Source organism: Streptomyces canus, from assembly GCF_041435015.1.
Lineage (GTDB): Bacteria > Actinomycetota > Actinomycetes > Streptomycetales > Streptomycetaceae > Streptomyces > Streptomyces canus_G.
Map to the genome: position 1 here is coordinate 1625413 of NZ_CP107989.1, position 26290 is coordinate 1651702.

Sequence of the window (26290 nt, forward strand, 5' to 3'; positions counted from 1 at the left end):
ACGCTACTCGCGGTTTCCGGAGACCGTCTCGCGCATGGCGCGCAGCGACTCCTTGAGCGAGCCCATCGTGGCGAGAACGGCGGTGGGCTCGTAGCCGCAGTGCGCCATGCAGTTGGCGCACCGCGGGTCCTTGCCGCGGCCGTACTTGTCCCAGTCGGTCTCCTCGATGAGTTCGCGGTACGTCGGCACGTATCCGTCGCTCATCAGGTAGCAGGGCCGCTGCCAGCCGAACAGGGAGTAGTTCGGGATCGCCCAGGCCGTGCACGGGAAGTCGACCTTGCCCTCCAGGAAGTCCAGGAAGAGCGGGGAGTGGTTGAGCCGCCACTTCTTGCGGTTGCCGCCCGCGAAGGCCTTCTTGAACAGCTCACGGGTCTGCTCCACGCCCAGGAAGTGCTCCTGGTCGGGCGCCTTCTCGTAGGCGTAGGCGGGCGAGATCATCATCTCGTCGACCTTGAGGTCGTCGTTGAGGAAGTTGAGCACCTCGATGATGGTCTGCGGGGTGTCGGTGTTGAAGAAGGTCGAGTTGGTGGTGACCCGGAAGCCGCGCTGCTTTGCCTCCTTGATCGCCTCCACGGCCTCGTCGAACACGCCCTCCTTCGCCACGGACTCGTCGTGCCGCTCACGCAGCCCGTCGATGTGCACCGCGAAGGCGAAGTAGGGGGAGGGCTTGAACTTGTCCATCTTCTTGCGCAGCAGCATGGCGTTGGTGCAGAGGAAGACGTACTTCTTCTTCGCCACCAACTGCCGGACGATCTCATCGATCTGAGGGTGCATCAGCGGCTCACCGCCGGCGATGGACACCATCGGCGCACCGGACTCCAACACCGCCCCGACGGCCTGCGCCACCGGCATGCGCTGCTTGAGGACACCCGCCGGATGCTGGATCTTGCCGCAGCCCTCGCATTTGAGATTGCACGCGAAGAGAGGCTCCAGCTCCACGATCAGCGGGAACTTGTCCCGCTTGCGGAGCTTTTGTTCGGCCAAGTATGTAGCGACCTTGATGGACTGGCGCAGCGGCATGGCCATCTGGCTCACCTCCTGGGGAGCAGCAAGGAACGGTGCCATTCATGGAAAGCTGGAAGAACGGAACGAAGGACGCGGAAGGCTGATATTCCACCGCGTACCGTGCCGATCCGGACGAGTTCATGTTGTGGAGCATCCACGACCACCCGGACGGCCGCAACAGGGTGCTCGCCGGCGCGCACGGCGCTCAGGAGCGTGGCCGCGGACTCCATGTCGACCGCGATCGCACCGGTCGCGAGCAGATCCGACCGCTCGTGACCGCGGACGACGTGATCGGAGCCGGTGAGCGGTCCGGTGTGCACGGTACGTCCCGGTACGGCCCGTACGAGCTCCTTGACCAGTAGGTCGGTCTCCACACAGGGAACGGTTCCGTCCGGATCCCGGGTCTCCTCGGCGACCACCAGATCGCCGGGGTGCATCCCGGGGGCGAGCCCCGCGCAGAAGCCGGTGGCCAGGACGGCGGCCCCGGCGAGCGCGGGGTCGGCCAGGCGCCGGGTGACGGACCGTTCCGCCGCCTTGGGGCCCATGCCCGTCCTGAGCAGGGTGACCGGCCCGCCGGCCCCGCCGCGGTCGCCGGTGCGCAGGGCGAGGTGCTCGATGCCGAGAGCGCAGGCGATCAGCAGCGGGGCGGTGGCGGGCTGGGTGCTCATCAGGGGGCCTCGGTCCGGGAGAACGGTTCTCCGTGGACGTACCGGCCCAGGGCGGTGAGCGGGAAGACCTGTCGGTAGAGGTGGTAGTTGATGGAGAAGTCCGAGGGGAAACCGGTGCCGGTGAAGTAGGGCTCGTCCCAGGAGCCGTCCTCGCGCTGGGTGCTCGCGAGCCACTCGATGCCGCGCTCGACGGCCTTGGAGTCCTTCTCCTCCGCGGCCAGCAGCGCCATCAGCGCCCAGGCCGTCTGCGAGGCCGTGGAGGCGCCACGGCCGCTCCACTCCTTGACGTACTTGTAGGAGCGCAGGTCCTCGCCCCAGCCACCGTCGTCGTTCTGCACCTTCTCCAGCCAGGCCACCGCCCGCCGGATCGCCGGGTGCGAGGCGGGCAGACCGGCGGCGGTCAGCGCGGGCACCACCGACCCGGTGCCGTAGACGTAGTTGACGCCCCAGCGTCCGAACCACGAACCGTCCGGCTCCTGTTCGGCGAGCAGCCACTCGATGCCGCGCCGGGTGCGCGGGTCGTGGGAGAGCCCCTCGAACGCGAGCATCTCCACCACGTGCGCGGTGACGTCGGCTGACGGCGGGTCGATGACCTCGCCGAAGTCGCAGAACGGCAGCCGGTTGGGGAACGGGCTGGTGTTGTCGACGTCGAAGGCGCCCCAGGCGCCGTTCTTCGACTGCATCCCGAGGTTCCAGCGCACTCCGCGTCCGATGGCCTTCTCCACCCGCTCGGGGTCGTGGTGCCTGACCCGGCGCAGGGCGAGGACGACCTCGGCGGTGTCGTCGATGTCGGGGTAGTTGTCGTTGTGGAACTCGAACGCCCATCCACCCGGCGGGAGTTGCGGTCTTTTGACGGCCCAGTCGCCGGGCCGGACGATCTCCTCGCCGAGCATCCAGTCCGCGGCCTTGACGAGCTGCGGGTGATCGGCGGGCACACCCGCGTCGGCGAGCGCGATGGTGGCGAGGCAGGTGTCCCACACCGGCGACTGGCAGGCCTCGATCATCCGGGACCCGTCCTCGCGCCAGATGGCGAAGCGGTCCAGGGACTCCAACCCGGCCCGCATGACCGGGTGTTCGAGGTCGTAGCCGAGCAGGTGCAGCGCGATCACCGAATAGACGGCCGGGGGCTGGATACCGCCCCAGCAGCCGTCGTTCTCCTGCCGCTCGATGATCCAGCGGGCCGCGCTGTTCATCGCGGCTCTGCGCAGTCGGCGCGGGGCGACCTTGCGCAGCTGGTGCAGCGCCTTGTCGAGACGCTGGAAGGCGCCGTCCCAGCTCGCCACCGGGGCGAGGGGCTTGGCCGGGTTCGGGTCGGCCGGGTCGATGTGCAGCTCGTCGAGCGGGAAGGGTGCGGGCCGGACCGGGCGCTTCGCGGAGACGATCGTCAGCGGGACGATGGTCTGGCGGGCCCAGCAGCCGAAGTCGTAGATGTTGAGCGGCATCCACCGGGGGAAGTAGATGAGCTCCGGCGGGAGTTCGGGCAGGTCCTCCCACTTCCACCAGCCGAACAGGGCGAGCCAGATCCGGGTGAACACCCGGGCCGCGGCGATACCGCCCTGAGCGCGGATCCAGGCGGAGGCCTTCGCCATGTGCGGGGCGTCGGGCGCGTCGCCGTCCAGGCGCAGAGCGACGTACGCCTCGATGGTGGTGGAGAGTTCGCCGGGCCCGCCGTAGAAGCCGGCCCAGGCGCCGTCCTCGCGCTGCTCGCCGCGGATGAACTGGGCGGCGGCACGGGTGGTCGACTCGTCGCGGATGCCCAGGAACTGTCGGAGCAGCAGGTCCTCGGCGTCCATCGTGACGTTGGTCTCGAGGTCGCCCTTCCACCAGCCCTCGGCGTCCTGCCGGGCGAGCAGGTGCTCGGTGGCGCGCTGTACGGCACGTACGGCGGCTTCTTGTATCCCGGCCGCCACGGGGGTGTCGAGGTGGGTTTCGCTGGCCGCGGCAGCGCGGGGCGGCAGGGCCCCGGTGCTTCCGTCGGTCGTCGCTGTCATGGCTTCCCCTTCGTGCAGTGTGCAATGTGGTGCTCTGCTGTGGGTCCGCCGTCGGCCGGTGCTTTTCCTTTCCTCGCAGCACCGGCCGGCGACTACGCGAGGGCTATTCGACCGATAGTGATCATCTCTTTCGTACGACGACGAAGTCGGCGAGCGCCGTGAACCGGTCCCGCACCCGGTCGGGCATGTCGATGGCGTTCAGGGCCTCGATGGCGACGGTGTGCTGACGGCGGGCCTCCGCCGCCGTCCACTCGCGGCCTCCGGCCTCCTCGATGAGGGCGGCGCGGGCCGCGAACTCCGCCTCGGAGAAGTTCTCGAAATCGCTGCTCTTGGCGTCGGCGGCGAGCATCTCTCCGAGCCGCTCGGAGGCGGCACCGCCCGCCGCGAGCGCGGCCACGACCGGCAGGGACTTCTTGCGCTGGCGCAGATCGCTCCAGGTCTGCTTGCCGGTGGAGACCGGGTCGCCCCAGATGCCGAGGAGGTCGTCGACGGCCTGGAAGGCGAGGCCGAGGTGGTAGCCGTACTTCTCCAGGGTGTCGGCGGTGCGGTCGTCGGCGCCGCCGAGCACCGCGCCGATGGAGGAGGCGCAGGCGAGCAGGGCGCCGGTCTTGTTGCCCTCCATCTCCAGGCACTCCTCGACGCTGACGCGGTCGCGGTGCTCGTAGGAGATGTCCTGGGCCTGGCCGTCGATCAGGGCGCGGGTGGCGGTGGTCAGACGGCGGGTGGCGCGGCCGGCCTCGGCCGTGCCGAGCTCGAGCAGCACCTCGTTGGCCAGGGCGAACAGGGCGTCGCCGACCAGGATGGCCTGGGCGGGGCCGTGCACCTTCCACACGGTGTCGCGGTGGCGGCGCTGCTCGTCGCCGTCCATCAGGTCGTCGTGCAGCAGAGAGAAGTTGTGGACCAGTTCGACGGCGACGGCGCCGGGGATGCCGGTCTCGGGCGGGGCGCCGGTGACCTCGGCCGAGAGCACCGCGAGAGCGGGGCGCACGGCCTTGCCGCCGTCTCCGTCCGCGGGGTTGCCCTGGGCGTCGATCCAGCCGAAGTGGTAGGCGGAAACGGTGTCCATCGGGGGTGCCAGGCGGTCGACGGCCGCCTTCAGCTCCGGTGTGGCCAGGGTCCGGCCGCGCTCGAGGAGCGCGGTCACGTCCACCGCGGTCCTCGCAGCGGCTGTCTCTGCCGGGGGCACAGTGGGCACAGTCTCTCCTCTTGTTGCGGTACCGGAGGTGCTGGGGCCTGACGCGCCGTGCTGATCGAGCATCACGCGGCCTCCTCGAACTCGAAGAGGCGGGCGGGGCGGGGCCGGCCCAGGGCAGCGAGGGCGGCATCCGCCGCACTCACACCGCTGCGGACCGCACTCTCCATGGTCGCGGGCCACCCTGTGGCGGTCCACGCGCCGGCCAGGTAGAGGCCGGGGGCTTTCGTACGGGCGCCGGGCCGCAGCCGTCCGACGCCGGGGGCCGGGGCGAACGTCGCCGTGCGCTCCCGGGTCACGAAGAAGTCCTTCACCTCGGCGCCGCGCGCGAGCGGAAGAAGCCGCTCCAGCTCGGGCAGATAGCGCTCGCGCAGCGCGGCCACCGGCTCGTCGATCTCGTGGTGCGCGGCCGACTGGGACAGGGCGAGGTACTGGCCCTCGCGCAGCCCGGAGGCGTCGGTGCGGTCGAAGACCCACTGCACCGGAGTGCCGAGGGCCGCGAAGAACGGCTTGTCGAGCACCTTGCGGTCGTAGACGACATGGACGTTGAGGATCGGCGCGGTGCCGATCTCCCGAAGATTTTCCGGGACGTCCAGCGCGCCCTTCGGCAGCAGGTCACACGCCTCGTTCTGGGCCACGGCGAGGACGACCGCGTCGGCGCGGAGCGTCTCCCCGGGAACCTGAACGCTCCAAGTGCCGTTCTCGTCAGTAGAGATGGAGGTGACGCGTGTACGGACCTCGGTACGCACGCCCGCGGAGTCGAGCGCCTTGCGGGCGAGCCGGTCATGCAGGTCACCGAGCGGGACGTGCGCCCAGCCGATGTCGGCCGCGCCCGGGTCGGACAGCAGACCGGTCTTGAACACCATCGCGGCGAGCCCCAGCGAGGCGTCGCCCGCGACCGCGTTGAGGGTGGCGACCCCGACCAGGTCCCACAGGGCCTCGACGGCACGCGCCGACTGACCGTGCGCGGTCAGCCAGCTGCCGAAGTCCTGTGCGTCCAGGCTCGGATCGGCGAGGTCGAGCCCCTTGAGCGCGAGCGCGGCACGCCCCACCCTGGCCCGCTCGGCGAGCGAGAGATGCGGATAGGTCGCGAGGCTGCGCCCCAGATGCAGGGGCACCGGCAGCGCGTCACGCCGGAGTCTGCCGAGCCGTCTGCCTTCGGGCCGGGCCACGTCGAGTACGGGCACGTCGAGCCGGTCCTGCAGTGGCGCCAGCGCCGTTCCCTCGATGCGGTCGAGGAACCAGCGGTAGGCGGTGCAGCAGCGCAGGTAGACGTGCTGCCCGTTGTCGACGGTCAGTTCGCCGCGCTGGAAGGAGAAGGCGAGCCCGCCCAGGCGTGGTCTGCCTTCGAGCAGGGTGACACGCACCCCGGCGTCGGCGAGCGCGAGCGCGGTGGTGATACCGGCGAGCCCACCGCCGATCACGACGGCGTCCCGCCCGGACTGCTGCCCGTCGGTCATCGCACACCCTCCCCTGCGCGGACGCCGTGGTGCTTGAACGATGCACGGTCGGCCGTTGCAGTCAGGGACGCCGTCCTCGAGCGGAGGGTTGCGTGCCACTTTTCTCCGGCGGCATCACCTTGGACCGAATTGTCCATCAGGCGCGCCTCCTGACGGTCTGCCGCGTCACATGCCGTGCGTCCAGGCCGGACAGCCCGCGGACGGCGACATACGCCTTCTCACGTCCGGGCAGGGAGACCCGGCCGCGCAGCACCGCCTCGGGGTCGCGCTCGATGCGGTCGAGCAGGCGGCGGTAGATGCCGGCCATGGCGGCGACACAGGCCCCGCTGCGCCGGTCGAGCATGGGGAGCAGCCGGTAGCCCTCGGCGAAAAGGGCGCGGGCCCGTCGCACTTCGAAGTGCACGAGGCCCGCGAAGTCGGCGCCCTCCGGTGGCTTCGGCCCCTTGAAGCCGGCCGAGCAGCCGAACTTCGCGAGGTCGTCGGCGGGCAGATAGACGCGTCCGCCCTCGGCGTCCTCGCGGACGTCTCTGAGGATGTTGGTGAGCTGGAGCGCAAGACCGAGCGTGTCGGCATACTCCGGCGCGCGTTCGGCGGCGCGCGCCCCGGGTTCGGTGCCGAACACACCGAGTGAGAGCCTTCCGATGGCGCCCGCCACACAGCGGCAGTACACCTTCAGGTCGTCCCAGGTCTCGTAGGTCTCGCCGCGTACGTCCATCAGGACGCCGTCGATCAGTTCGTCCAGGCCGCCGAGCGGGATCGGGAAGGTCTGTGCGGCATGGGCGAGGGCGACGGCCACCGGATCGGTGTCGTCCTCGTCGACCGAGCCCTCCCGCACCCGGGTCAGCATCGCCCGGGTGTCCTCGAGTCTCGCGGTCTTCACGTCGTCCGCCAGCGCGCCGTCGCCGATGTCGTCGACGCGCCGCGAGAACGCGTAGAGCGCCGACATCGCACGCCGCTTGGACGTGGGCAGCAGCCTGATGCCGTACGCGAAGTTGCGCGCCTGCTGCCCGGTCACGGTCTCGCAGTAGCTGTAGGCGGCGAGTACCGGTGCGGACACATGCGGTGATGGCTCCACGGTCCGGATCACCCCTCTCCTCGCAGAGTGACGCCCACCTCGCGCAGCAGCTGGAGCTTGCCGGGCTTGGGCGGGCCGGGAAGTACGTCGTGTTCTGCGGCAGCGATCGCGCGGAGCGCCGCCCTTCCCCCCGCCACGAACCCTGCGAGCAGCAGCTTCAGTCTGCCGTGGACGCTACCCACCAGGGGGGCGCCTTCATTCAGGAGTTCGCGGGCGCGTTGTGCTTCGTATGCAACCAGAGCGCGCACCGATGCGCTCGCGGTTTTCGCGGCGAGATCCGCTTCCTGGACGTGAAAGCGCTTCATGTCCTCGGCGGGCAGATAGATCCGGTCGCGGCCGAGGTCCTCGGCGACGTCCTGAAGGTGTTCGACGATCTGGAGAGCCGTGCAGATCGCGTCCGAGAGACGGATCCGCTCGGGGGTCGAGGAGCCGGTGACGGCGAGCACGAGACGGCCTACCGGGTTGGCGGACAGCTCGCAGTAGGCGAGCAGGTCGTCGTAGGTCTCGTAGCGGGTGACGAGCTGGTCCTGGCGGTTGGCGGCGATCAGGCCGTGGAAGGGCTCGGGGGTGAGCGCGCGGCGGCGGACCGTGGCCTGGAGGCGGCGCAGCAGGGGATGGGCCGGGGTTCCGTCGAAGACCCGGTCCAGATCGGCCTCGAAGGCGTCCAGGAGGAGCAACCGGTCCTCGGCCTCCTCGGACGACACGCCGAGCAGCCGGGCGTCGGCTCCGCCGGGGGCCAGGTCGCCGTCGCCGATGTCGTCGACGAGCCGGGCGAAACCGTAGACCGCGACGAGGTCGGTGCGCCAGTCCCTGGGCAGGAAGAACGGAGCCACGGGGAAGTTCTCCCCCGCGGCCTTGTCGAGCGTCCCACGCTCCGGATCGCCGGCGCGCGCCGTACCGGTTCCCGTCACCGCTCGCTGCCCGGGGCAGGGACGGCACGAGCTGGGCGGAGCTGGGGATCTTCGGTCGCCATTGCCGTCACATCTCCCGTTCTACACCGCAGACCCAATACAGACTATTTCGGACACGCCGCCCGGCCGTCCGCGCAGCGCCCCAGTGATCGGGTGTCGCGCATTATCGCCCCACTTGCCGCGATTAGGCACCCGTACAGCTTACGTTGTACAACGCGGCAAGGATCGTCGGGGTGTCCTGCACATCACAACAACACACCGATTGGCCCCAAGATTCCTAAGGGGGCCCGAAGTTGACGTTTCCTTTGCAGACGCGGGGCCCCGCCGGAACAGTTCCGGCGGGGCCCGGTCAAGCGGAGCGGCCCTGTTCGTCCGCGGCGCGGTGGACTACTTGCCCGTGAACTTCTCGTACTCCTTGATGACCTCGTCGGTCGGGCCGTCCATGCGCAGCTCGCCACGCTCCAGCCACAGGACGCGGTTGCAGGTGTCACGGATCGACTTGTTGTTGTGACTGACGAGAAACACCGTGCCCGCGGTCTCACGCAGCTCGCGGATGCGGGCCTCCGAGCGCTTCTGGAAGGAACGGTCGCCGGTGGCCAGGGCCTCGTCGATCATGAGTACGTCGTGGTCCTTGGCGGCGGCGATGGAGAAGCGCAGACGGGCCGCCATGCCGGAGGAGTACGTGCGCATCGGCAGGGTGATGAAGTCGCCCTTCTCGTTGATCCCGGAGAAGTCGACGATCTCCTGGTAACGCTCCCTGATCTGCTCCCGGGTCATACCCATGGCGAGCCCGCCCAGGATGACGTTCCGCTCGCCGGTGAGGTCGTTCATCAGGGCCGCGTTGACGCCGAGCAGGGAGGGCTGGCCGTGGGTGTAGACGCGGCCGCTCTCGGCGGGCAGCAGACCCGCGATGGCACGCAGGAGGGTCGACTTGCCGGAGCCGTTGGAGCCGATCAGTCCGATCGCCTCGCCCTTGTAGGCGACGAAGGAGACGCCCTTGACGGCGTGCACCCGGCGCACCCCGCGCGCCGCCTCGTCGGAGCCTCGCTTGAGGATGCGGCTGAGCGCGGCGGTCGCGCTGCCCTTTCCGGTCTTGGCGCCGTTGACGCGGTAGACGATGTGCAGCTCGTCCGCGATGACGGTGGGGGTGTGCTCGTCCGCGATGACGGTGGGGGTGTGCTCGTCCGCGACGGCGGGGGTGTGCTCGTCCCTGATGTCCTCAGCCACGGCCGTACCTTTCCTCCGCCTTCCAGAAGTACACGAAACCGCCGAGCGCGAAGAGCGCGGCCCAGCCGCCCGCGGCCGCCCAGACGTGGTCCGGCAGGTTCTCGGCGCCGTACTCGTCGATCAGGGCGAAGCGCATCAGGTCCATGTAGATGGCCGCCGGGTTCCACTGGAGCACCGTGGCGAGCCACTGCGGCTTGTCGGCCAGCATGATCGGGATCGAGAACATCACGCCGGACGCGTACATCCAGGTACGCATCACGAACGGCATGAGCTGCGCCAGGTCGGGGGTCTTGGCACCAGCGCGGGCCATGATCAGCGCCAGGCCGGTGTTGAAGAGGAACTGAAGGATCAGCACCGGGACGATCAGCGCCCAGGACAGGTCCGGGAAGTGACCGAAGCCGATCACCACGGCGAACAGCACGACCATCGAGAACAGCAGCTGCTGGAGCTGCTGGAGCGCGAAGGAGATCGGCAGGGAAGCGCGCGGGAAGTGCAGCGCGCGGACCAGGCCGAGGTTGCCGGAGATGGCGCGGACGCCCGCCATGACGGAGCTCTGCGTGAAGGTGAACACGAAGACACCCGTGACCAGGAACGGGATGTACACGTCCTTCGACATGCCCCGGCTGGCGTTCAGGATGACGCCGAAGATGAAGAAGTACACGGCCGCGTTCAGCAGCGGCGTCGCCACCTGCCACAGCTGGCCGAGCTTGGCCTGGCTGTACTGGGCGGTCAGCTTCGCCCGCGAGAACGCGAGGATGAAGTGGCGCCGGTCCCAGAGCTGGCGGACGTACTCGACGAGTGAGGGCCTGGCGCCGCTCACGGTCAGGCCGTTCCGGGCGGCGAGCTGTGCCGCCGTCAGGCCTTCGTCGGGCGGCACGGGCGCGCTCACCGCGACCGTGCCGTCATGCGTTGTCTCACTCACTGATGGATAGCTTTCCTCTTCGGGATGCGCGGCCTGTGGGGGGCAGGGCATGAGCGTGGGGCCGCGGTGCGGCCCGGTCGCTCTCAGGAACGAGCTTGTCAGATGACCGGGGGCCGGCCCAGTCGGGTCAGGCGCCAGACGGTACGCCACTTCATCGGCCTGCGCGGTCCGCACGGCGTGCTCCAGCCCTCCCGGAAGCCGCCGAACCAGGCCTTCAGGGCGGGCCGCGAGGGGCGGCGCAGCAGGGTGAGGAGCAGCCAGACGCCGAGATAGACCGGGACCAGGGGCGCGGGCAGGTTGCGGCGGGCGAGCCAGACCCTGTTGCGGGCGACCATGCGGTGGTAGACCGCGTGCCGGGAGGGCGCGGTCGTGGGGTGGTACAGCACCATGTCGGACCGGTAGTCGATCATCCAGCCCGCATCGAGGGCCCGCCATGCGAGGTCGGTTTCCTCGTGGGCGTAGAAGAACTCGTCCGGGAGGCCGCCGACTTCGGCGAAGACCTGGGTGCGTACGGCGTTGGCGCCGCCGAGGAAGGTGGTGACCCGGGAGGAGCGCATCGGGTCGGCGGCCCGCAGCCGTGGGACGTGCCGCCGCTGGGTGACCCCGGTGTCGGGGTCGGCGATGCGGAAGCTGACGATGCCGAGCCTCGGGTCGGCCTCGAAGGCCTGGCGGCACAGTTCGGCGGTGTCGTGGTTCGGGAGGAGACCGTCGTCGTCGAGGAAGAGCAAGATGTCGACGTCGCGGCCGCTGGGACCGAAGGCCTCGATGCCGACGTTGCGGCCGCCGGGGATGCCGAGGTTCTCCGGCAGTTCGATCGTGCGGACGCCGTCGGGGACGTCCGGGACGGGCGAGCCGTTGCCGACGACGACCACCTGGACCGGGTCGCCGTCCTGCTTGGCGACCGAGTCGAGCAGGGCGCGCAGCTCCTCGGGGCGGTTGCCCATGGTGATGATGACCGCGCCCACCTTCATGCCGGTGCTCACTTCAGCCTGCTGGAGGCGAGGATCGACACGAGGTGCAGCAGGGTCTGGAGCAGGGCGATACCCGCGAGCACCGCGACGCCGAGCCGCGAGAAGAACAGGTCGTCGCGCAGCTGGTCCGCTATCGCGAGGACCAGGATCAGCAGGGAGGCCTCGATGCCGAGGATCAGCCGGTGGAACTTGAACGCGGCGGCGGCCCGGCGGGCCAGTGCCATGCCGGAGGAGCGCATCTCCGCGGCCGCCTCCTTGACCGGGGGCAGTCCGCCCTGGTGGCGCGCGACGCCGACCAGGTCGGTCTCGGCCTTGATCAGGATGGCGCCGAGGGCGGCCAGGGTGCCGAGGAAGGCCCACAGCCAGTCGATACGGCCGCTGCCGAACACGTCGGCGGCGCGCAGACCGAAGCCGACGAGCACGGCGGCGTCGGTCAGGTAGGCGCCGACCCGGTCGAGGTACACGCCGTTGAGCGAGTACTGCTTCTTCCAGCGCGCGATCTCGCCGTCGACGCAGTCGAGGAGCAGGTACATCTGGACGCACACCACGCCGAGCACGGCTCCCGGGATCCCCGGCACCAGGAGCGCCGGGGCCGCGAGGACACCGAAGACGGTCATCAGGTACGTGAGCTGGTTGGGCGTGACCTTGGTGTTCACCAGGTAGCGGTCCACCCGCAGGGACACCTCACGCATGTAGAGGCGTCCCATCCAGTGCTCACCGCTGCGCCGGTCCTTGACCCCTGCGGGGTGGACGACCGGACGGAGTTCAGCTACCGATGGCCTTGACATAGTCGGTGTAGATGTCCTTGATCTGGTCGGTCTTGAGGTCGAGGTGTTCGAGGATGGTGTAGCGGCCGGGGCGGGTCTGCGGGGCGAACTCCACGGCGCGGACGAACTCCGCGGGCGTGAAGCCGATCTCCTCCGGCAGGACGGGCAGTCCGTGCCGGCGCAGTACCTGGGCCATGTACGCCGATTCCTCGTGGGCTCCGCGCAGGTACATCGCGAAGGCCGCGCCCAGGCCGCACTGCTCGCCGTGGGCGGCGGCGCGCTTGGGGTAGAGCAGGTCGAACGCGTGGTTGATCTCGTGGCAGGAGCCGGACGCGGGCCGTGAGTCGCCCGAGATCGACATCGCGACGCCGGTGAGGACGAGGGCCTCGGCGAGCACCTGGAGGAAGTTGTTGTCGCCGACACCTCCCGGGTGCCGGAGCACGGCCTCGCCGGCCTGGCGGGCCATGGCGGCCGCCAGTCCGTCGATCTTCTCGCCCTTGACGCGGTTCGCCAGCTCCCAGTCGGCGATCGCGTTGATGTTGGAGACCGCGTCGCCGATGCCGGCGCGCACGAAGCGCACCGGGGCCTCGCGGATGACGTCGAGGTCGATGACGGCCGCTATCGGGTTGGGCACGCCGTACGAGCCGCGGCCCGCGTCGTTGTCGAGGGTCGCGACGGGCGAGCACAGGCCGTCGTGCGCGAGATTGGTCGGTACGGCGACCAGGGGCAGGCCGATGCGCGCCGCGGCGAACTTGGCGCAGTCGATGATCTTGCCGCCGCCGAGTCCGACGACCGCGTCGTAGTGGCCGGCCTTCATCTCGCCGGCCAGCCGGATCGCGTCGTCGAGGGTGCCGCCGCCGACCTCGTACCAGGTGGCGCCGGGCAGGGCGGGAGCAATCCGCTCCTTCAGCTTGGCGCCGGAGCCGTTGCTGACGGCGACGGCCAGCTTGCCCGAGTGCGAGATCCGCTCGTCGGCGAGCACACCTGCCAGGTCGTCGAGGGCACCGGGGCGGATGTCCACGACGACCGGCGAGGGAATCAGTCTTGTCAGTAGCGGCACGCGATCTCCCGTCCGCGGGCGAGATCGTCGTGGTTGTCGATCTCCACCCACTGGACGTCACCGATCGGCGCGACGTCGATGCGGAAGCCGCGGTGCACAAGCTCCTGGTAGCCGTGCTCGTAGAACTGCTGCGGGTCGGTCTCCCAGACCGTCTTCAGGGCGTCGGCCAGTTCCGGGGCGGCGGCGCCCTCGATGAGGGTGACACCGATGTACTCGCCGGTGGCCTCGGCCGGGTCCATCAGCTTGGTGATCTTCGTCATGCCCTTCTCGGCGTCGACGACGACCTTCATCTCCTCGTCGGCGAGGGACTTCACGGTGTCGAGAGCGAGGATGATCCGCTTGCCCTCGCCGCGGGCAGCGAGCAGCGTCTTCTCGACGGAGACCGGGTGCACGGTGTCGCCGTTGGCGAGGATCACGCCGTCCTTGAGGGCGTCACGGCCGCACCACAGGGAGTAGGCGTTGTTCCACTCCTCGGCCTTGTCGTTGTCGATGAGGGTGAGCTGGAGGCCGTACTTCGCCTCCAGCGCCGCCTTGCGCTCGTACACGGCCTCCTTGCGGTAGCCGACGATGACCGCGACCTCGGTCAGACCGATCTCGGCGAAGTTGCCGAGGGTCAGGTCCAGAACCGTGGGTTCGCCCTCTATGCCCGCGGGGCCCACCGGCACCAGAGCCTTGGGAAGGCTGTCGGTGTAGGGGCGCAGACGGCGTCCGGCGCCGGCCGCCAGCACAAGGCCGATCATGCGGGTTCTCCTTCATCGTGTACGGCGGGCGCCCCTGCGGACACCCAGAAGCGGATGCTCTCGACGAGCACCAGCAGGGCCACCGCCACGGCCAGGACCGTGAGCGCGACCGTGAACTGCGAAGCGGTGAGCAGCGCGGCCAGGACGGTGACGAGCAGCGTCCGTCCCTCGTGCCCCCCGATGGCGCGCACCAGCCAGGCCGGGGGCGCTCCGGCGTTGCCGCGGATGCGGTACACCGTGTCGTAGTGATGGTAGGCGACGGCGGCCACCAGGCCGAAAGCCGCAGGGAGAGCTCCGTTCACGTCCGCTGCGGCCGCGAGGATCAGCACGGTGCCGTATTCGGCGGCGCGGAAGAGCGGGGGGACGAGCCAGTCGAGGGCGCCCTTGAGGGGGCGGTACAGGGTTTGACCGGCGGCGACGGCGTAGACGAACGCACCGGCGACGGGCGCCCAGGTCACGCCCGAGAACAGGGCCACGGCCAGGACCACGATGCCGCCCACCGCTGCCACGAGCGGGCCTCCGAGAGGTACGTGCGCGACCCTTGCCAGTAGTCCGGCCGCCGGCCCGTTGTCCGCGAGGTCCACCAGCGCCTGCGCCGCCCGGTCCGTGCGCTGCGCCTTGCGGGTCAGCGACCGCAGGACCCGGCCCGCCGTCGTGTAGGTCGCCGCGAAGGCGCACCCGATGAGAAGGGCGTAGAAGGTGATACGAGGCGTGGTGGCCGCCGTCAGGACCGCGATCATCGCCCAGCGCTCACCGATCGGCAGGACGATCATCCGCCGTACCCACACCGTCCAGCCGACGCTGTCGAGCTTGTCCGAAAGGGCCGCCGTGGGGCTGGTGTTGGCGGTCGCGTCATGGTTGGCCTCGTTGAACGAGAAGTCGACGACGTGCCGGCAGGTCTGCAGGATCATCGCGCCCAGCGCCAAGGCCCACACATCGTCGCCCCCGCGGGCCGCCCCGAGGGCGAGGCCCGCGTAGTAGGCGTATTCCTTGGCCCGGTCGAAGGTGGCGTCGAGCCAGGCGCCGAGCGTGGAGTACTGGAGGGAGTAGCGGGCGAGCTGGCCGTCGGTGCAGTCCAGGACGAAGGACGCGATGAGCAGGACGCCGGCGGCGATGAACCCGCCGCGGGTACCGGTGGCCGCGCAGGCCGCCGCTATGAGCGCGGTGATCAGCGAGGCGGTGGTGACCTGGTTCGGGGTCAGGCCCCGGCGGGCGCACCAGCGTGCGAGGTAGCGGGAGTAGGGGCTGATGAAGTGGGTGGTGAAGAAGCCGTCCCGGGACTTCACGGCCGACTTCAGGCGTACGGCCTCGTCGTCGACGTCCGCGACGGCCTGCCGTGCCTCGTTGCGGGCCTGCGGGTCGGCGGGGACGGCGGCGACCAGGCTGCCGAGGTCGGGGCGGTACACCTCGGCGGCGTCGTCGGCCAGCGCGGTGACGATGCGGTCGGGGAGGCTGTCCACCGCCAGCACCGTGCCGCCGCCCGCGGAGTTCTCGCGGGCCAGCGCCCGGGTGAGCGTCGCGCGGCCTTCGGGCTGCGCGGTGAGGGCACCGGGCACGGCGGCGAGCCGGAAGCGGGGGTCGGTGAGGCCGAGCCGCAGGGCGTGCGCGTGGCCGACGAAGCGGGCGTCGACGAGGGCGACCCGCTGCTCGCAAGGTACCTCGGCGACCAGCCGCTCGGCGTCGGCGGCGTCCACGGCGACCCGCACGTCGAAGCCGAGAGACCGCAGATCACCCTCGATCGACGATCCGGGGACCGGCTGACCGGTGAGGATGGCGGTCGACAACCGAACTCACTCCCTGGGTGCCGACGCGCGGGCGCCGGTCATGTGCACGATGGGGGCGCCCCTTGGCTGCACCAGGCGGGCGGCATGTCGGCAGAGGCTATCGGATGCCAAGAAGACCGCGTTCACCGCCCGTTAACGGGCCGATCAACGCCGCCTCCCCCGGCCTTTGCCGCGATCATCATCGGTGATCCGGGCCCCCGCTCACAAACCGCGCCCCACAGAGCGGACATCCAGGACATCGCGGGGAGCCCGGAGCGTCGGCATAGGGTGGGCGACCATGACGTGGCTGATCACCGGCGGTGCCGGGTACATAGGGGCGCATGTGGCGCGGGCCATGACGGGGGCCGGGGAGCGGGTGCTCGTCCTGGACGACCTCTCGGCGGGCGTGCCCGCGCGGCTTCCCGCCGAGGTGCCGCTGGTGCGGGGCTCCTCGCTCGACGGCGGCCTGCTCAAGCGGGTGCTGGCCGACCACGCGGTGACGGGTGTGGTGCATCTCGCGGCGCGCAAGCAGGTCGCGGAGTCGGTGGCACAGCCGACCCGCTACTACCAGGAGAACCTCGGCGGCCTCGCGACCCTCCTGGAGGCGGTCGCGGAAGCCGGTGTCGAGCGCTTCCTGTTCTCCTCGTCGGCGGCCGTCTACGGCAACCCCGATGTGGAACTGATCACGGAGGAGACGCCGTGCGCCCCCGTGAACCCGTACGGCGAGACGAAACTCGCCGGGGAGTGGCTGGTGCGGGCGGCCGGGCAGGCACACGGGATCTCCACCGTCTGTCTGCGCTACTTCAACGTCGCCGGGGCCGCGACGCCGGAACTCGCGGACACCGGCGTCTTCAACATCGTCCCGATGGTCTTCGACCGGCTCACGCGCGGCGAGGCCCCGCGGATCTTCGGTGACGACTACCCGACGCCGGACGGCACCTGCGTCCGTGACTACATCCATGTGTCCGACCTGGCCGAGGCGCATCTCGCGGCGGCCCGGCGGCTGTCCGAAGGCGGACAGCGCGGTGACCTCACGGTCAACATCGGTCGCGGCGAGGGCGTCTCCGTACGCGAGATGGTCACGGTGATCGGCGAGGTGACCGGAGACCGACGACCGGCCGTCGTGGAGCCCCGGCGTCCGGGAGACGCTCCCGTGTCGGTGGCCTCGGCCGCCCGGGCCGCCGAGACGCTCGGCTGGAGCGCGCGGCGAGGGGTGCGCGAGATGATCGACTCCGCCTGGCGGGGCTGGCTGCTGCACCACCGCTGAGGGTGCCCTGACCTGCAATTCGTTTCCGCAGGTCAGGGCATATGACAACGGTGTTCAGTGCCGCGTTGCCGGATACCCCCTACCCGTAGTTCACTGTGATCCCGGACGGGCTGTTCCGGGCCAAACGCGTAGGAGGCGGCTTCCATGGGGGCAGGGCACGATCACGGGCACTCGCATGCGCCGGCCCGCGGTACGGCGACCGCTGCGTACGTGGGCAGATTGCGGGTGGCGCTGTCGATCACCCTCACCGTCATGGTGGTCGAGATCGTCGGCGGCTTCCTCGCGGACTCCCTCGCCCTGGTCGCCGACGCGGCGCACATGGCGACGGACGCGCTGGGCCTGGGCATGGCCCTCCTGGCGATCCACTTCGCGAACCTCCCGGCGACCGGCAACCGCACCTTCGGGTACGCCCGCGCCGAGATCCTCGCCGCCCTCGCGAACTGTCTGCTGCTGCTCGGCGTCGGCGGCTACGTCCTGTACGAGGCGATCCAGCGGTTCGTCACGCCGGCCGACACCGAGGGCGGGCTGACCATCGTGTTCGGCGCCATCGGTCTGGTCGCGAACATGATCTCGCTGACGCTGCTGATGCGCGGCCAGAAGGAGAGCCTGAACGTGCGCGGGGCGTTTCTGGAGGTCGCGGCGGACGCGCTGGGCTCGCTCGCGGTGATCGTCTCGGCCGTGGTGATCCTCACCACGGGCTGGCAGGCCGCCGACCCGATCGCGTCCCTCGTCATCGGCCTGATGATCGTGCCGCGCACGGTCAAGCTGCTGCGCGAGACCCTCGACGTCCTGCTGGAGTCGGCCCCCAAGGACGTCGACATGACGGAGGTGCGCACGCACATCCTGGCCCTGGACGGCGTGGAGGACGTCCACGACCTGCACGCCTGGACCATCACCTCGGGCATGCCGGTCCTCTCCGCGCACGTCGTCGTGCGCTCCGACGTCCTCAGCGCGATCGGCCACGAGAAGATGCTGCACGAACTCCAGAACTGCCTCGGCGACCACTTCGACGTGGAGCACTGCACCTTCCAGCTGGAGCCGAGCGGGCACGCGGAACACGAGGCACGGCTGTGCCACTGACACACGTGTACGGTGCATGAAACGCCCGTTCTGACGGAATGCAGCGATCCGGCGCACCTTTGCGTCCTCCACCCCACAGCACCGCCCCGAGCGGTTCCCCGCCCGCCGCGCCGGGCACGATCAACTGCCGGGAGTGCCGATTCCGTGCGGCACACTTGGGGCGCGAAGACCGATGTGAAGGATGGGTATGCCGACCACACCTGCCACCACGACGCACACTCCGTCGAACGGCGCCGCGAACGCGATCCTGCTGGAACTGGTCGACGAGCACGGTGTGACGATCGGCACCGCGGAGAAGCTCGCCGCCCACCAGCCGCCGGGGCAGCTGCACCGCGCCTTCTCGGTGTTCCTCTTCGACGAGCGGGGCCGGCTGCTCCTCCAACAGCGCGCCCTGGGCAAGTACCACTCCCCCGGTGTGTGGTCCAACACCTGCTGCGGCCACCCCTACCCGGGCGAGGCGCCCTTCGCGGCGGCGGCCCGGCGGACGTACGAGGAGCTGGGCGTCTCTCCGTCGCTGCTCGCCGAGGCGGGCACGGTCCGCTACAACCACCCGGACCCCGACTCGGGCCTGGTCGAGCAGGAGTACAACCACCTCTTCGTCGGCATGGTGCAGACCCCGCTCGGCCCGGACCCGGAGGAGGTCGGCGCGACGGCGTTCGTGACGCCGGACGAGCTGGCGGAGCGGCACGCGAAGGATGCCTTCTCGTCCTGGTTCATGACGGTGCTGGACGCGGCCCGCCCCGCGGTCAGGGAGCTGACGGGCACCGCGGCCGGCTGGTGACCGCCCTCAGGACACGCGCAGGGACTTGAGCGGCAGGGCGGCCCAGATCACCTTGCCGCCGCTGGACGTGTGCTCGACGTCGCATACCCCGCCCGCCTCCCGGGTGACCTCACGGACCAGCAGCAGCCCCCGGCCCCCGGTCTCGCTGTGGGCGGCCTCCAGAGCGGTCGGCCGGTAGGGGTGGTTGTCCTCCACGGACACCCGCACCCACTCCGCGCCCACGGCCACCTCGACGCCGAGCATCGGCGAGAGCAGGGCCGCGTGCCGGACGGCGTTCGTGACGAGTTCGGACACGATCAGCAGGAGGCCCTGGACCAGGTCGTCCGAGACGGGCACTCCCTGGCGGTACAGCAGGTCCCGCACGGCGTGTCGCGCCTGCGGGACCGACGCGTCGACAGCGGGTGCGGTGAACCGCCACACACCCTCGTACGGCAGCGGATCCGGTGTGCCCGGGTCGAGGGGGTCTTCTCCGCTGTCCGGTGGGCGAGGGCCGGACCCGCGCCCATGGTCGTCCATTCTTCGGTCGCCACCCTTGCGCTCGATTGTCACCACATGTCGAGTGTTGGCAGCGCGTCACTCCCCCCGGATGTCTGAACAGAAGTCAGCGGATATCGAATGCCCCTGACCGACTCCGCGCAGAACTATTCGAGACGTGTCGGTTTGGCGGCCGCTTCATGCTGCTCCGTGACCATTCCGACGATCTTGCGGCCACCGAAGCCGGTGGCGATGAGGCCGAGACCGTCGAAGAGCAGGCCGAGCGAGAAGAAGCAGCCGATCACGTATTTGCTGCTGCTCGGCCAGGAGGCCAGTACCAGGATGCCCAGCAGCAGACCGAAGGCGCCCTGCACGAGGGTCCAGCCGAACTGCGGTCCGCGCACCACCAGGCTGCCGGCCAGCCGGAACACCCCGCCGGTCAGGAAGAGCAGCGCGGCGAACATGGTCAGGGCCGCGGCCGCGGCCTCCGGGCGCACGATGACGACGACGCCGGCCGCGATGTTCAGGGCGGCGACCACGACACCGAGCCAGAAGAAGTTGGAGCCCCGGGCCTGGACCGCGTGCAGCAGTCCCACGACGCCGCCGATCAGCAGGAGCCAGCCGAACAGGATCATCGAGGTGAGCGTGGCCACACCGGTGTAGATCAGCCCGACGAGTCCGGCGAGCACCAGGATCACACCGAGCGCCGCGAGCCAGCCGAAATCGCGGCTCAGCCTGGCCGTCTCGGGGTTCTCCGCCTTGTTCACCGCCATGCGGGGCCTCCTCGCGCCGCGGCCCCTTCTTGATCGTGCGGTCGGGGCATACGACTAGCATCCGACGCTATGGAGCTCTCGGAGCCGCAGCTGCTGCACACCGTCACCGACTCGGTCGCTACCGTCGTAGTCCACCATCCGGCCAAGCGCAATGCCATGACGGCCTCGATGTGGCGGTCGCTGCCGCCGCTGCTGGACACGCTGGCCGCCGATCCGGGGGTACGGGCGCTCGTGCTGACCGGGGAGGGCGGAACGTTCTGCGCGGGCGCCGACATCTCCACGCTGCGCCGGTCGCCCGAGGAGGCGCAGGGGCTCGCGGTGCACGCCGAAGAGGCCCTCGCCGCGTTCCCGAAGCCGACGCTGGCGGCGATCCGGGGGCACTGTGTGGGCGGCGGGTCGCAGCTCGCGGCGGCCTGCGATCTGCGGTTCGCCGAGGAGGGCTCGCTGTTCGGGGTGACCCCGGCGAAGCTCGGGATCGTGTATCCGGCTTCCTCCACCCGGCGGTTGGTGTCGCTGGTCGGCCCGGCCGCCGCCAAGTACCTGCTGTTCTCCGGCGAGTTGATCGACGCGGAGCGCGCGCTGCGCACGGGCCTGGTCGACGAGGTGCTGCCCGAGGGTGAACTAGCCAAACGGGTCGGTGAGTTCACCCGGATCCTGGCGTCCCGCTCACAGCTGACGCAGGCGGCGGCGAAGGAGTTCGCGAACGGCCGCACGGACCGGGACGCGTACTGGACCGGGCAGGCGCGGGGCAGCGGCGACACCGCGGAGGGGGTCGCCGCGTTCCTCGAGCGCCGTCAGCCGCGGTTCACGTGGTCGGTGCCTGGCCGAGGATGAACCGGCTCCTCGACCGGATCAGCTCGACGACGTCCGCGGGCGCCTTCTGCGGGGCTCCGGCGTCGTAGGGCGGCTGCGGGTCGTACTCGATGCCCAGTTGCACGGCCTGGGCCACGAAGTCGCCGGAGATCCGGCCGAGCAGGGCGAGCCCCATGTCGATGCCGGAGGACACCCCGGCCGCGGTGACGTACTTGCCGTCCGTCACGACCCGCTCCCCCGTCGGCTCGACCCCGAACTTCCTCAGTTCGTCGAGCGCCAGCCAGTGCGAGGTCGCACGACGCCCTTCGAGGCGGCCCGCGGCCGCGAGCAGCAGGGAGCCGGTGCACACGGACGTCGTCCAGGTGCTGGTGGTGTCGGCGACGCGGATCCAGTCGAGGAGCGCCTCGTTCGTCATCTGCGGGGTCTGCCCCGGGCCGCCCGGGACGACCACCACATCGGGGTTCGGCACCTCGCCCAGGGTCCTGTCGGCGATCAGCGCGAGGTGCCCGCTGTCGGTGCGCACGGGGCCGGTCTCCTCGGCGACGAAGACGACCTCGGAGTCGGGGAGACGGCCGAGGGTCTCGTACGGTCCTACGGCGTCCAGGGCGGTGAACCGGTCGTAGAGCACGATGGCGATCTGCACGGGACTCCTTTCAGTGGGCCGGGGTCGGGTGAAAGCGGCGGCGGTACTCGGACGGGGCCGTGCCGAGGGCTTTGACGAAGGCGCGGCGCATCCCCTCGGGGGTGCCGTAGCCGCAGGCGCGGGAGATCTCCTCGATGCCGTCGGAGGTGTCCTCCAGGAGACGGCGGGCGTGTTCCAGCCGGACCCGGTCGACGTAACGGCCCGGCGTCATGCCGGTCTCGGTCTGGAAGGCGCGGGCGAAGTGGCGGGGCGAGAGACGGGCCCGAGCGGCGAGAGTCTCGACGCTCAAGTCGCCGGCGGGGTGCTCGGTGATCCAGTGCTGAACCTCGCGCAGCGGCTCGCGCCGGGCGGTCTGGGCGGCGAGCTGGGCGCTGAACTGGGCCTGGTTGCCCGGCCTGCGCAGGAAGACCACCAGGTGGCGGGCGATGGCGAGGGCGGTGTCCCGGCCCAGGTCCTCCTCGACCAGGGCGAGCGCGAGGTCGATGCCCGAGGTGACGCCGGCGGACGTCGACACCTGCCCGTCGCGCACATAGATCGGGTCGGGGTCCACCTCCACGGCCGGGTGGTCGCGGGCGAGCTTGTCGCTGTACGCCCAGTGCGTCGTGACGCGGCGCCCGTCCAGGAGCCCCGCCTCGGCGAGCCGGATGGCGCCGGTGCACACCGAGACCAGCCGCTCGGCCCGGGGGCCGTGCTCGCGCAGCCAGTCGGTGAGGCGCACATCGGGACGCCGGGTGCCCTGGCCGCCGGGCACCAGGAGGGTGTGCGGGGCCTCGGCCCGCGCGAGGGTTTCGTCCGGTACGACGGTCAGGCCGCTGGAGGTGCGTACGGGAGCGCCGTCCAGAGAGGCGGTACGGAGGCGGTAGGTGCCCGGCGTGTGCTGCTCGGCCCCGGCGAAGACCTCCAGCGGGCCGGTGACGTCGAGGCTCTGCATGCCGTCGAAGAGGACGAAGAGAACGGTTCGCTGGGCCATGCCTCCGATTCTTGGGGGCGCCGACGATGGCGGCAATGACGAGTTCCCCACCTTTTCTGCCATCGGGAGCTCCCCCGTAGAGGGGATACCAAGCGGTCGGTAACCTGCACGCCATGACTACTGCCGTCCTGGAACCGCGCGCCGGCCGCCGCTGTCACAACCCGCTCAACTCCCTGCATGCCGCGCACTACTTCTCTCCCGACCTGGGCAGGGAGCTGGCCGCGATCGGTGTCACGCACCCGAGGGCCGTCAACTTCGCGGTGCGGGCCGCGGCCCTGGGGCCGGTCGGCCCGGGGGCGGTGACGGCCGCGTTCTACAACTACAAGCACGAGCTGGTGGCGGAGCACGTGCCCGCGGTGTGGCGGACCGCCGCGCCCGAACAGGTCCTCGCGGCACGCACGCGTGCCGTCGACGCGACACTGCGCCGCCTGCTGGGTGAGCAGGCCGTGGCATCCGACGAGATGGCCGAGGCCGCGCGGCTCGCTCTCCGCGCCACCGAGGCCTGCTCGCGCGCCGCCCGCCCGCTGTACTCCGCGCACGCCGACCTGCCGGTGCCCCAAGAGCCCCACCTGGCGTTCTGGCACGCCGCGACCCTGCTGCGCGAACACCGGGGCGACGGGCATCTCGCTGCCCTGATGTCCGCGGGGCTCGACGGCCTGGAAGCCCTGGTGACCCACACCGCGACGGGCAGGGGCATGACGCCGTCCTGGGTGTTCACCACGCGCGGATGGACCCGGCAGGAGTGGGACGCGGCCGTGGGACGGCTCCGGGAGCGCGGGCTGCTGGACGCCGACGGCGAGCTGACGGAGCGGGGTGTCGCCCTGCGGGACGAGATCGAGGCCGAGACCGACCGGCTGGACCGGGCCCCGTACGAGCACCTCGGAGCCGAGGACGTGCGGCGGCTGACGGAGCTCGCGATCGGGTTCGCGCGTACCGCGATGGCCGCGGGGGCCTATCCCGCGGACCTGATCGGCAAGCGCTGAGCCACGACGGCCCAAGTCCGCGCATCGAAGATTGCCGGGCCGTCACGGAGGTACCCGTTCTTCTCCCGGTCGTGGTGGCCGGGAGAGGAAAGGGGATGCACATGTTCCGCGCGATCGCAGACGTACTGCGCCAGATCGGTGGCGCCATCGCCACCGTGGTGACGCTGCCGTTCCGGGCGGTGGCCCGGCTCTTCGGCGGTGCGTCCAGCTCCACGAGGAGCCGCAGGGCCTGATGACCACGGCCGGATGACCGCGCCCTGAGCCCCGACTGTCGGTGCCGCCTGCCACAATTGCCGCGCAACCTCAGTGAGAAGGCGGTACGGGATCGTGACGACACCCGGGTCCAGCGGGTCCATCAACGCAGGGTCGATTTCGATCGAAAGCAGGATCGCCGAGGAACTCGGCGTACGGGAGCGGCAGGTCAAGGCTGCCGTGGAACTGCTCGACGGCGGTTCCACGGTTCCCTTCATCGCCCGCTACCGCAAGGAAGCGACCGAGATGCTCGACGACGCGCAGCTGCGCACGCTCGAGGAGCGGTTGCGGTATCTGCGGGAGCTGGAGGAGCGGCGGACCGCGATCCTCGACTCGGTGCGTGAGCAGGGAAAGCTCACCGAGGAGCTGGAGGCGCGGATCCGGGGCGCGGAGACCAAGGCGCGCCTCGAGGACATCTATCTGCCGTTCAAGCCGAAGCGCCGTACCAAGGCGCAGATCGCGCGCGAGGCCGGCCTCGAGCCGCTCGCCGAGGGCCTGCTCGGGGACCCGGGCGTCGCTCCGCTCGCCGCGGCCGCCGCGTTCGTGGACGCCGACAAGGGCGTGCCCGACGCGCAGGCCGCGCTCGACGGTGCCCGGGCGATCCTGACCGAGCGCTTCTCGGAGGACGCCGACCTGATCGGCGAGCTCCGCGAGCGCATGTGGGTGCGCGGCCGTCTGGCCGCCAAGGTGCGCGACGGCAAGGAGGAGGCGGGCGCCAAGTTCGCCGACTACTTCGACTTCGCCGAACCCTTCACGAACCTGCCCTCGCACCGGATCCTGGCGATGCTGCGCGGCGAGAAGGAGGAGGTCCTCGATCTCGTCCTGGAGCCGGAGGAGGCCGCGGAGGGGCCTTCGTCCTACGAGGGGATCGTGGCCCACAGGTTCGGGATCGCCGACCGCGGCCGTCCCGGCGACAAGTGGCTGACGGACACGGTCCGCTGGGCCTGGCGGACCCGGATCCTCGTGCACCTCGGCATCGACCTCAGGCTGCGGCTGCGTACGGCCGCCGAGGACGAGGCGGTCAACGTGTTCGCGGCCAACCTCCGCGACCTGCTGCTCGCGGCCCCGGCCGGCACGCGCGCGACGCTCGGCCTGGACCCCGGATTCCGTACGGGTGTGAAGGTCGCCGTGGTCGACGCGACCGGCAAGGTGGTCGCCACCGACGTCATCTACCCGCACGTCCCGGCCAACAAGTGGGACGAGGCGATCGCCAAGCTGGCCCGCCTCGCCAAGGAGCACGCGGTCGACCTGATCGCGATCGGCAACGGCACGGCGTCCCGCGAGACCGACAAGCTCGCCGGTGAACTCATCACCAAGCACCCCGAGCTGAAGCTCACCAAGGTGATGGTGTCCGAGGCGGGCGCCTCCGTGTACTCGGCCTCCGCGTTCGCCTCGCAGGAGCTGCCCGACATGGACGTGTCGCTGCGCGGCGCGGTCTCCATCGCGCGCCGGCTCCAGGACCCGCTGGCCGAGCTGGTGAAGATCGACCCGAAGTCGATCGGCGTCGGCCAGTACCAGCACGACCTGTCCGAGGTGAAGCTGTCGCGTTCGCTGGACGCTGTGGTGGAGGACTGTGTGAACGGCGTGGGGGTCGACGTGAACACCGCGTCCGCCCCGCTGCTCGCCCGGGTCTCCGGGATCACCTCCGGACTCGCCGAGAACATCGTGTCGCACCGGGACGCCAACGGTCCCTTCAAGGCGCGCACCGAGCTGAAGAAGGTGGCCCGGCTGGGTCCCAAGGCGTACGAGCAGTGCGCGGGCTTCCTGCGGATCCGTGGCGGCGAGGACCCGCTGGACTCCTCCAGCGTGCACCCCGAGGCGTACCCGGTGGTGCGGCGCATGGTGAAGACCGCCGGGCAGGAGGTCGGTTCCCTCATCGGCAACACGGGTGTGCTGCGCTCGCTGCGGCCGCAGGACTACGTGGACGAGACGTTCGGTCTGCCGACCGTGACCGACATCCTCAAGGAGCTGGAGAAGCCGGGGCGTGACCCTCGGCCCGCCTTCAAGACGGCGACCTTCAAGGACGGCGTCGAGAAGATCTCCGACCTCGTCTCCGGGATGGTGCTGGAGGGTGTCGTGACGAATGTGGCGGCGTTCGGGGCGTTCATCGACGTCGGTGTCCACCAGGACGGTCTGGCGCATGTTTCCGCGCTGTCGAAGACGTTCGTCAAGGATCCCCGGGATGTGGTGAAGCCCGGTGACATCGTCAAGGTGAAGGTGCTCGAGGTCGACATTCCGCGGAAGCGGATCTCCCTGACACTGCGGCTGGACGACGAGGCGCAGGCGAAGCCGTCCGGTGGGGAACGGCGTCAGCCGCAGCGGGGTGGACGGCCGCCTCAGCAGCGGCAGCAGCAGCGGCAGGCCGCGCCCGCTCCGGCCAACAGTGCGATGGCTGACGCCTTGCGCAAGGCGGGGCTGCTCGAATCCAAGAAAAAGGGGCGGTAGCGGTTGTGGGGAACTGCCGGCCGGTTGTGGCTGGTCGCGCAGTTCCCCCCGCGCCCC

At 70.5% G+C, this 26290-nt stretch carries 26 protein-coding genes; 7 read left to right on the forward strand and 19 right to left on the reverse strand.

The features are described 5' to 3' along the window. Positions 1–3 precede the first annotated feature (3 nt). The 15 genes from hpnH to OG841_RS07660 all read right to left on the reverse strand — a co-directional run bounded on the left by hpnH (position 4) and on the right by OG841_RS07660 (position 15773). Positions 4–1026: an adenosyl-hopene transferase HpnH gene (gene hpnH, locus OG841_RS07590; RefSeq protein ID WP_057610205.1), complete on the reverse strand. Its 1023-nt coding sequence runs from the start codon at positions 1024–1026 to the stop codon at positions 4–6. A gap of 5 nt (positions 1027–1031) precedes the next feature. Then, positions 1032–1673 (reverse strand): phosphorylase family protein, encoded by a 642-nt coding sequence (locus OG841_RS07595; RefSeq protein ID WP_062048098.1) that lies wholly within the window; start codon positions 1671–1673, stop codon positions 1032–1034. Next, a complete protein-coding gene (shc, locus tag OG841_RS07600; RefSeq protein WP_371564147.1) occupies positions 1673–3664 on the reverse strand; it encodes a squalene--hopene cyclase in 1992 nt (663 codons plus the stop codon). Before shc ends, OG841_RS07595 begins: the two co-directional genes overlap by 1 nt. A 121-nt stretch (positions 3665–3785) precedes the next feature. Then, on the reverse strand, positions 3786–4850 hold the full coding sequence (locus tag OG841_RS07605; protein WP_328643716.1) for a polyprenyl synthetase family protein: 1065 nt from the start codon (positions 4848–4850) through the stop codon (positions 3786–3788). Between the two features lie 71 nt (positions 4851–4921). Beyond that, positions 4922–6316, reverse strand: a complete 1395-nt coding sequence (gene hpnE, locus OG841_RS07610; RefSeq protein ID WP_328642145.1) for a hydroxysqualene dehydroxylase HpnE — start codon at positions 6314–6316, stop codon at positions 4922–4924. Further along, entirely contained in the window at positions 6313–6453 is a 141-nt protein-coding gene (locus OG841_RS07615) for a DUF6380 family protein (RefSeq protein WP_328642144.1), read from the reverse strand. Before OG841_RS07615 ends, hpnE begins: the two co-directional genes overlap by 4 nt. Then, on the reverse strand, positions 6453–7403 hold the full coding sequence (gene hpnD / locus OG841_RS07620; protein ID WP_328642143.1) for a presqualene diphosphate synthase HpnD: 951 nt from the start codon (positions 7401–7403) through the stop codon (positions 6453–6455). The genes OG841_RS07615 and hpnD overlap by 1 nt, the downstream gene beginning before the upstream one ends. Further along, positions 7400–8302: a squalene synthase HpnC gene (gene hpnC, locus OG841_RS07625; protein ID WP_365119103.1), complete on the reverse strand. Its 903-nt coding sequence runs from the start codon at positions 8300–8302 to the stop codon at positions 7400–7402. The genes hpnD and hpnC overlap by 4 nt, the downstream gene beginning before the upstream one ends. A gap of 387 nt (positions 8303–8689) precedes the next feature. Beyond that, positions 8690–9466, reverse strand: coding sequence for an ABC transporter ATP-binding protein (locus OG841_RS07630; RefSeq protein WP_328643715.1), 777 nt, complete (start codon positions 9464–9466; stop codon positions 8690–8692). A 55-nt stretch (positions 9467–9521) separates the two neighbouring features. Further along, the gene (locus tag OG841_RS07635) at positions 9522–10451 is read right to left on the reverse strand and encodes an ABC transporter permease (protein ID WP_328642141.1); all 930 of its coding nucleotides are present in this window, start codon (positions 10449–10451) and stop codon (positions 9522–9524) included. A 98-nt stretch (positions 10452–10549) separates the two neighbouring features. Continuing rightward, entirely contained in the window at positions 10550–11422 is an 873-nt protein-coding gene (locus OG841_RS07640) for a glycosyltransferase family 2 protein (protein ID WP_371570604.1), read from the reverse strand. Between the two features lie 8 nt (positions 11423–11430). After that, the gene (locus OG841_RS07645; RefSeq protein WP_266556869.1) at positions 11431–12210 is read right to left on the reverse strand and encodes a CDP-alcohol phosphatidyltransferase family protein; all 780 of its coding nucleotides are present in this window, start codon (positions 12208–12210) and stop codon (positions 11431–11433) included. After that, positions 12188–13249 (reverse strand): iron-containing alcohol dehydrogenase family protein, encoded by a 1062-nt coding sequence (locus OG841_RS07650; RefSeq protein WP_326661794.1) that lies wholly within the window; start codon positions 13247–13249, stop codon positions 12188–12190. Before OG841_RS07650 ends, OG841_RS07645 begins: the two co-directional genes overlap by 23 nt. After that, positions 13237–13989 (reverse strand): phosphocholine cytidylyltransferase family protein, encoded by a 753-nt coding sequence (locus tag OG841_RS07655; RefSeq protein ID WP_365119100.1) that lies wholly within the window; start codon positions 13987–13989, stop codon positions 13237–13239. Before OG841_RS07655 ends, OG841_RS07650 begins: the two co-directional genes overlap by 13 nt. Continuing rightward, on the reverse strand, positions 13986–15773 hold the full coding sequence (locus OG841_RS07660) for a DUF5941 domain-containing protein (protein ID WP_365119098.1): 1788 nt from the start codon (positions 15771–15773) through the stop codon (positions 13986–13988). The genes OG841_RS07655 and OG841_RS07660 overlap by 4 nt, the downstream gene beginning before the upstream one ends. Before the next feature lie 277 nt (positions 15774–16050). On the opposite strand from OG841_RS07660, the gene galE reads away from it, so the two are divergent. From galE to idi, 3 genes are all read left to right on the forward strand, one after another. Beyond that, positions 16051–17019 carry a UDP-glucose 4-epimerase GalE gene (galE, locus tag OG841_RS07665; RefSeq protein WP_328642137.1) on the forward strand — a complete coding sequence of 323 codons (969 nt, stop codon included), beginning with the start codon at positions 16051–16053 and terminating at the stop codon, positions 17017–17019. Between the two features lie 144 nt (positions 17020–17163). Then, a complete protein-coding gene (locus OG841_RS07670) occupies positions 17164–18099 on the forward strand; it encodes a cation diffusion facilitator family transporter (RefSeq protein ID WP_328642136.1) in 936 nt (311 codons plus the stop codon). 187 nt (positions 18100–18286) lie between these two features. Beyond that, positions 18287–18880: an isopentenyl-diphosphate Delta-isomerase gene (gene idi / locus OG841_RS07675; protein WP_371564153.1), complete on the forward strand. Its 594-nt coding sequence runs from the start codon at positions 18287–18289 to the stop codon at positions 18878–18880. Positions 18881–18886: 6 nt separating this feature from the next. Here idi and OG841_RS07680 read toward each other — a convergent pair whose 3' ends face one another. Next, entirely contained in the window at positions 18887–19396 is a 510-nt protein-coding gene (locus OG841_RS07680) for an ATP-binding protein (RefSeq protein WP_371564155.1), read from the reverse strand. A gap of 125 nt (positions 19397–19521) precedes the next feature. Then, a complete protein-coding gene (locus OG841_RS07685) occupies positions 19522–20127 on the reverse strand; it encodes an HdeD family acid-resistance protein (RefSeq protein ID WP_328642134.1) in 606 nt (201 codons plus the stop codon). Between the two features lie 69 nt (positions 20128–20196). Here OG841_RS07685 and OG841_RS07690 point away from each other — a divergent pair, with 69 nt between their 5' ends. Next, positions 20197–20961 (forward strand): enoyl-CoA hydratase/isomerase family protein, encoded by a 765-nt coding sequence (locus tag OG841_RS07690; protein ID WP_328642133.1) that lies wholly within the window; start codon positions 20197–20199, stop codon positions 20959–20961. Here OG841_RS07690 and OG841_RS07695 read toward each other — a convergent pair. Both OG841_RS07695 and OG841_RS07700 read right to left on the reverse strand, forming a co-directional pair. Next, positions 20933–21583, reverse strand: coding sequence for a DJ-1/PfpI family protein (locus OG841_RS07695; protein ID WP_328642132.1), 651 nt, complete (start codon positions 21581–21583; stop codon positions 20933–20935). The genes OG841_RS07690 and OG841_RS07695 overlap by 29 nt on opposite strands. A gap of 10 nt (positions 21584–21593) precedes the next feature. Beyond that, entirely contained in the window at positions 21594–22553 is a 960-nt protein-coding gene (locus OG841_RS07700) for a GlxA family transcriptional regulator (protein WP_328642131.1), read from the reverse strand. 113 nt (positions 22554–22666) lie between these two features. Here OG841_RS07700 and OG841_RS07705 point away from each other — a divergent pair, with 113 nt between their 5' ends. From OG841_RS07705 to OG841_RS07715, 3 genes are all read left to right on the forward strand, one after another. After that, positions 22667–23536, forward strand: coding sequence for an SCO6745 family protein (locus OG841_RS07705; RefSeq protein WP_328642130.1), 870 nt, complete (start codon positions 22667–22669; stop codon positions 23534–23536). A 101-nt stretch (positions 23537–23637) separates the two neighbouring features. Continuing rightward, a complete protein-coding gene (locus OG841_RS07710; protein ID WP_256122763.1) occupies positions 23638–23769 on the forward strand; it encodes an LPFR motif small protein in 132 nt (43 codons plus the stop codon). A gap of 94 nt (positions 23770–23863) precedes the next feature. Next, on the forward strand, positions 23864–26233 hold the full coding sequence (locus OG841_RS07715) for a Tex family protein (protein ID WP_328642129.1): 2370 nt from the start codon (positions 23864–23866) through the stop codon (positions 26231–26233). The last annotated feature ends 57 nt before the right edge of the window (positions 26234–26290 follow it).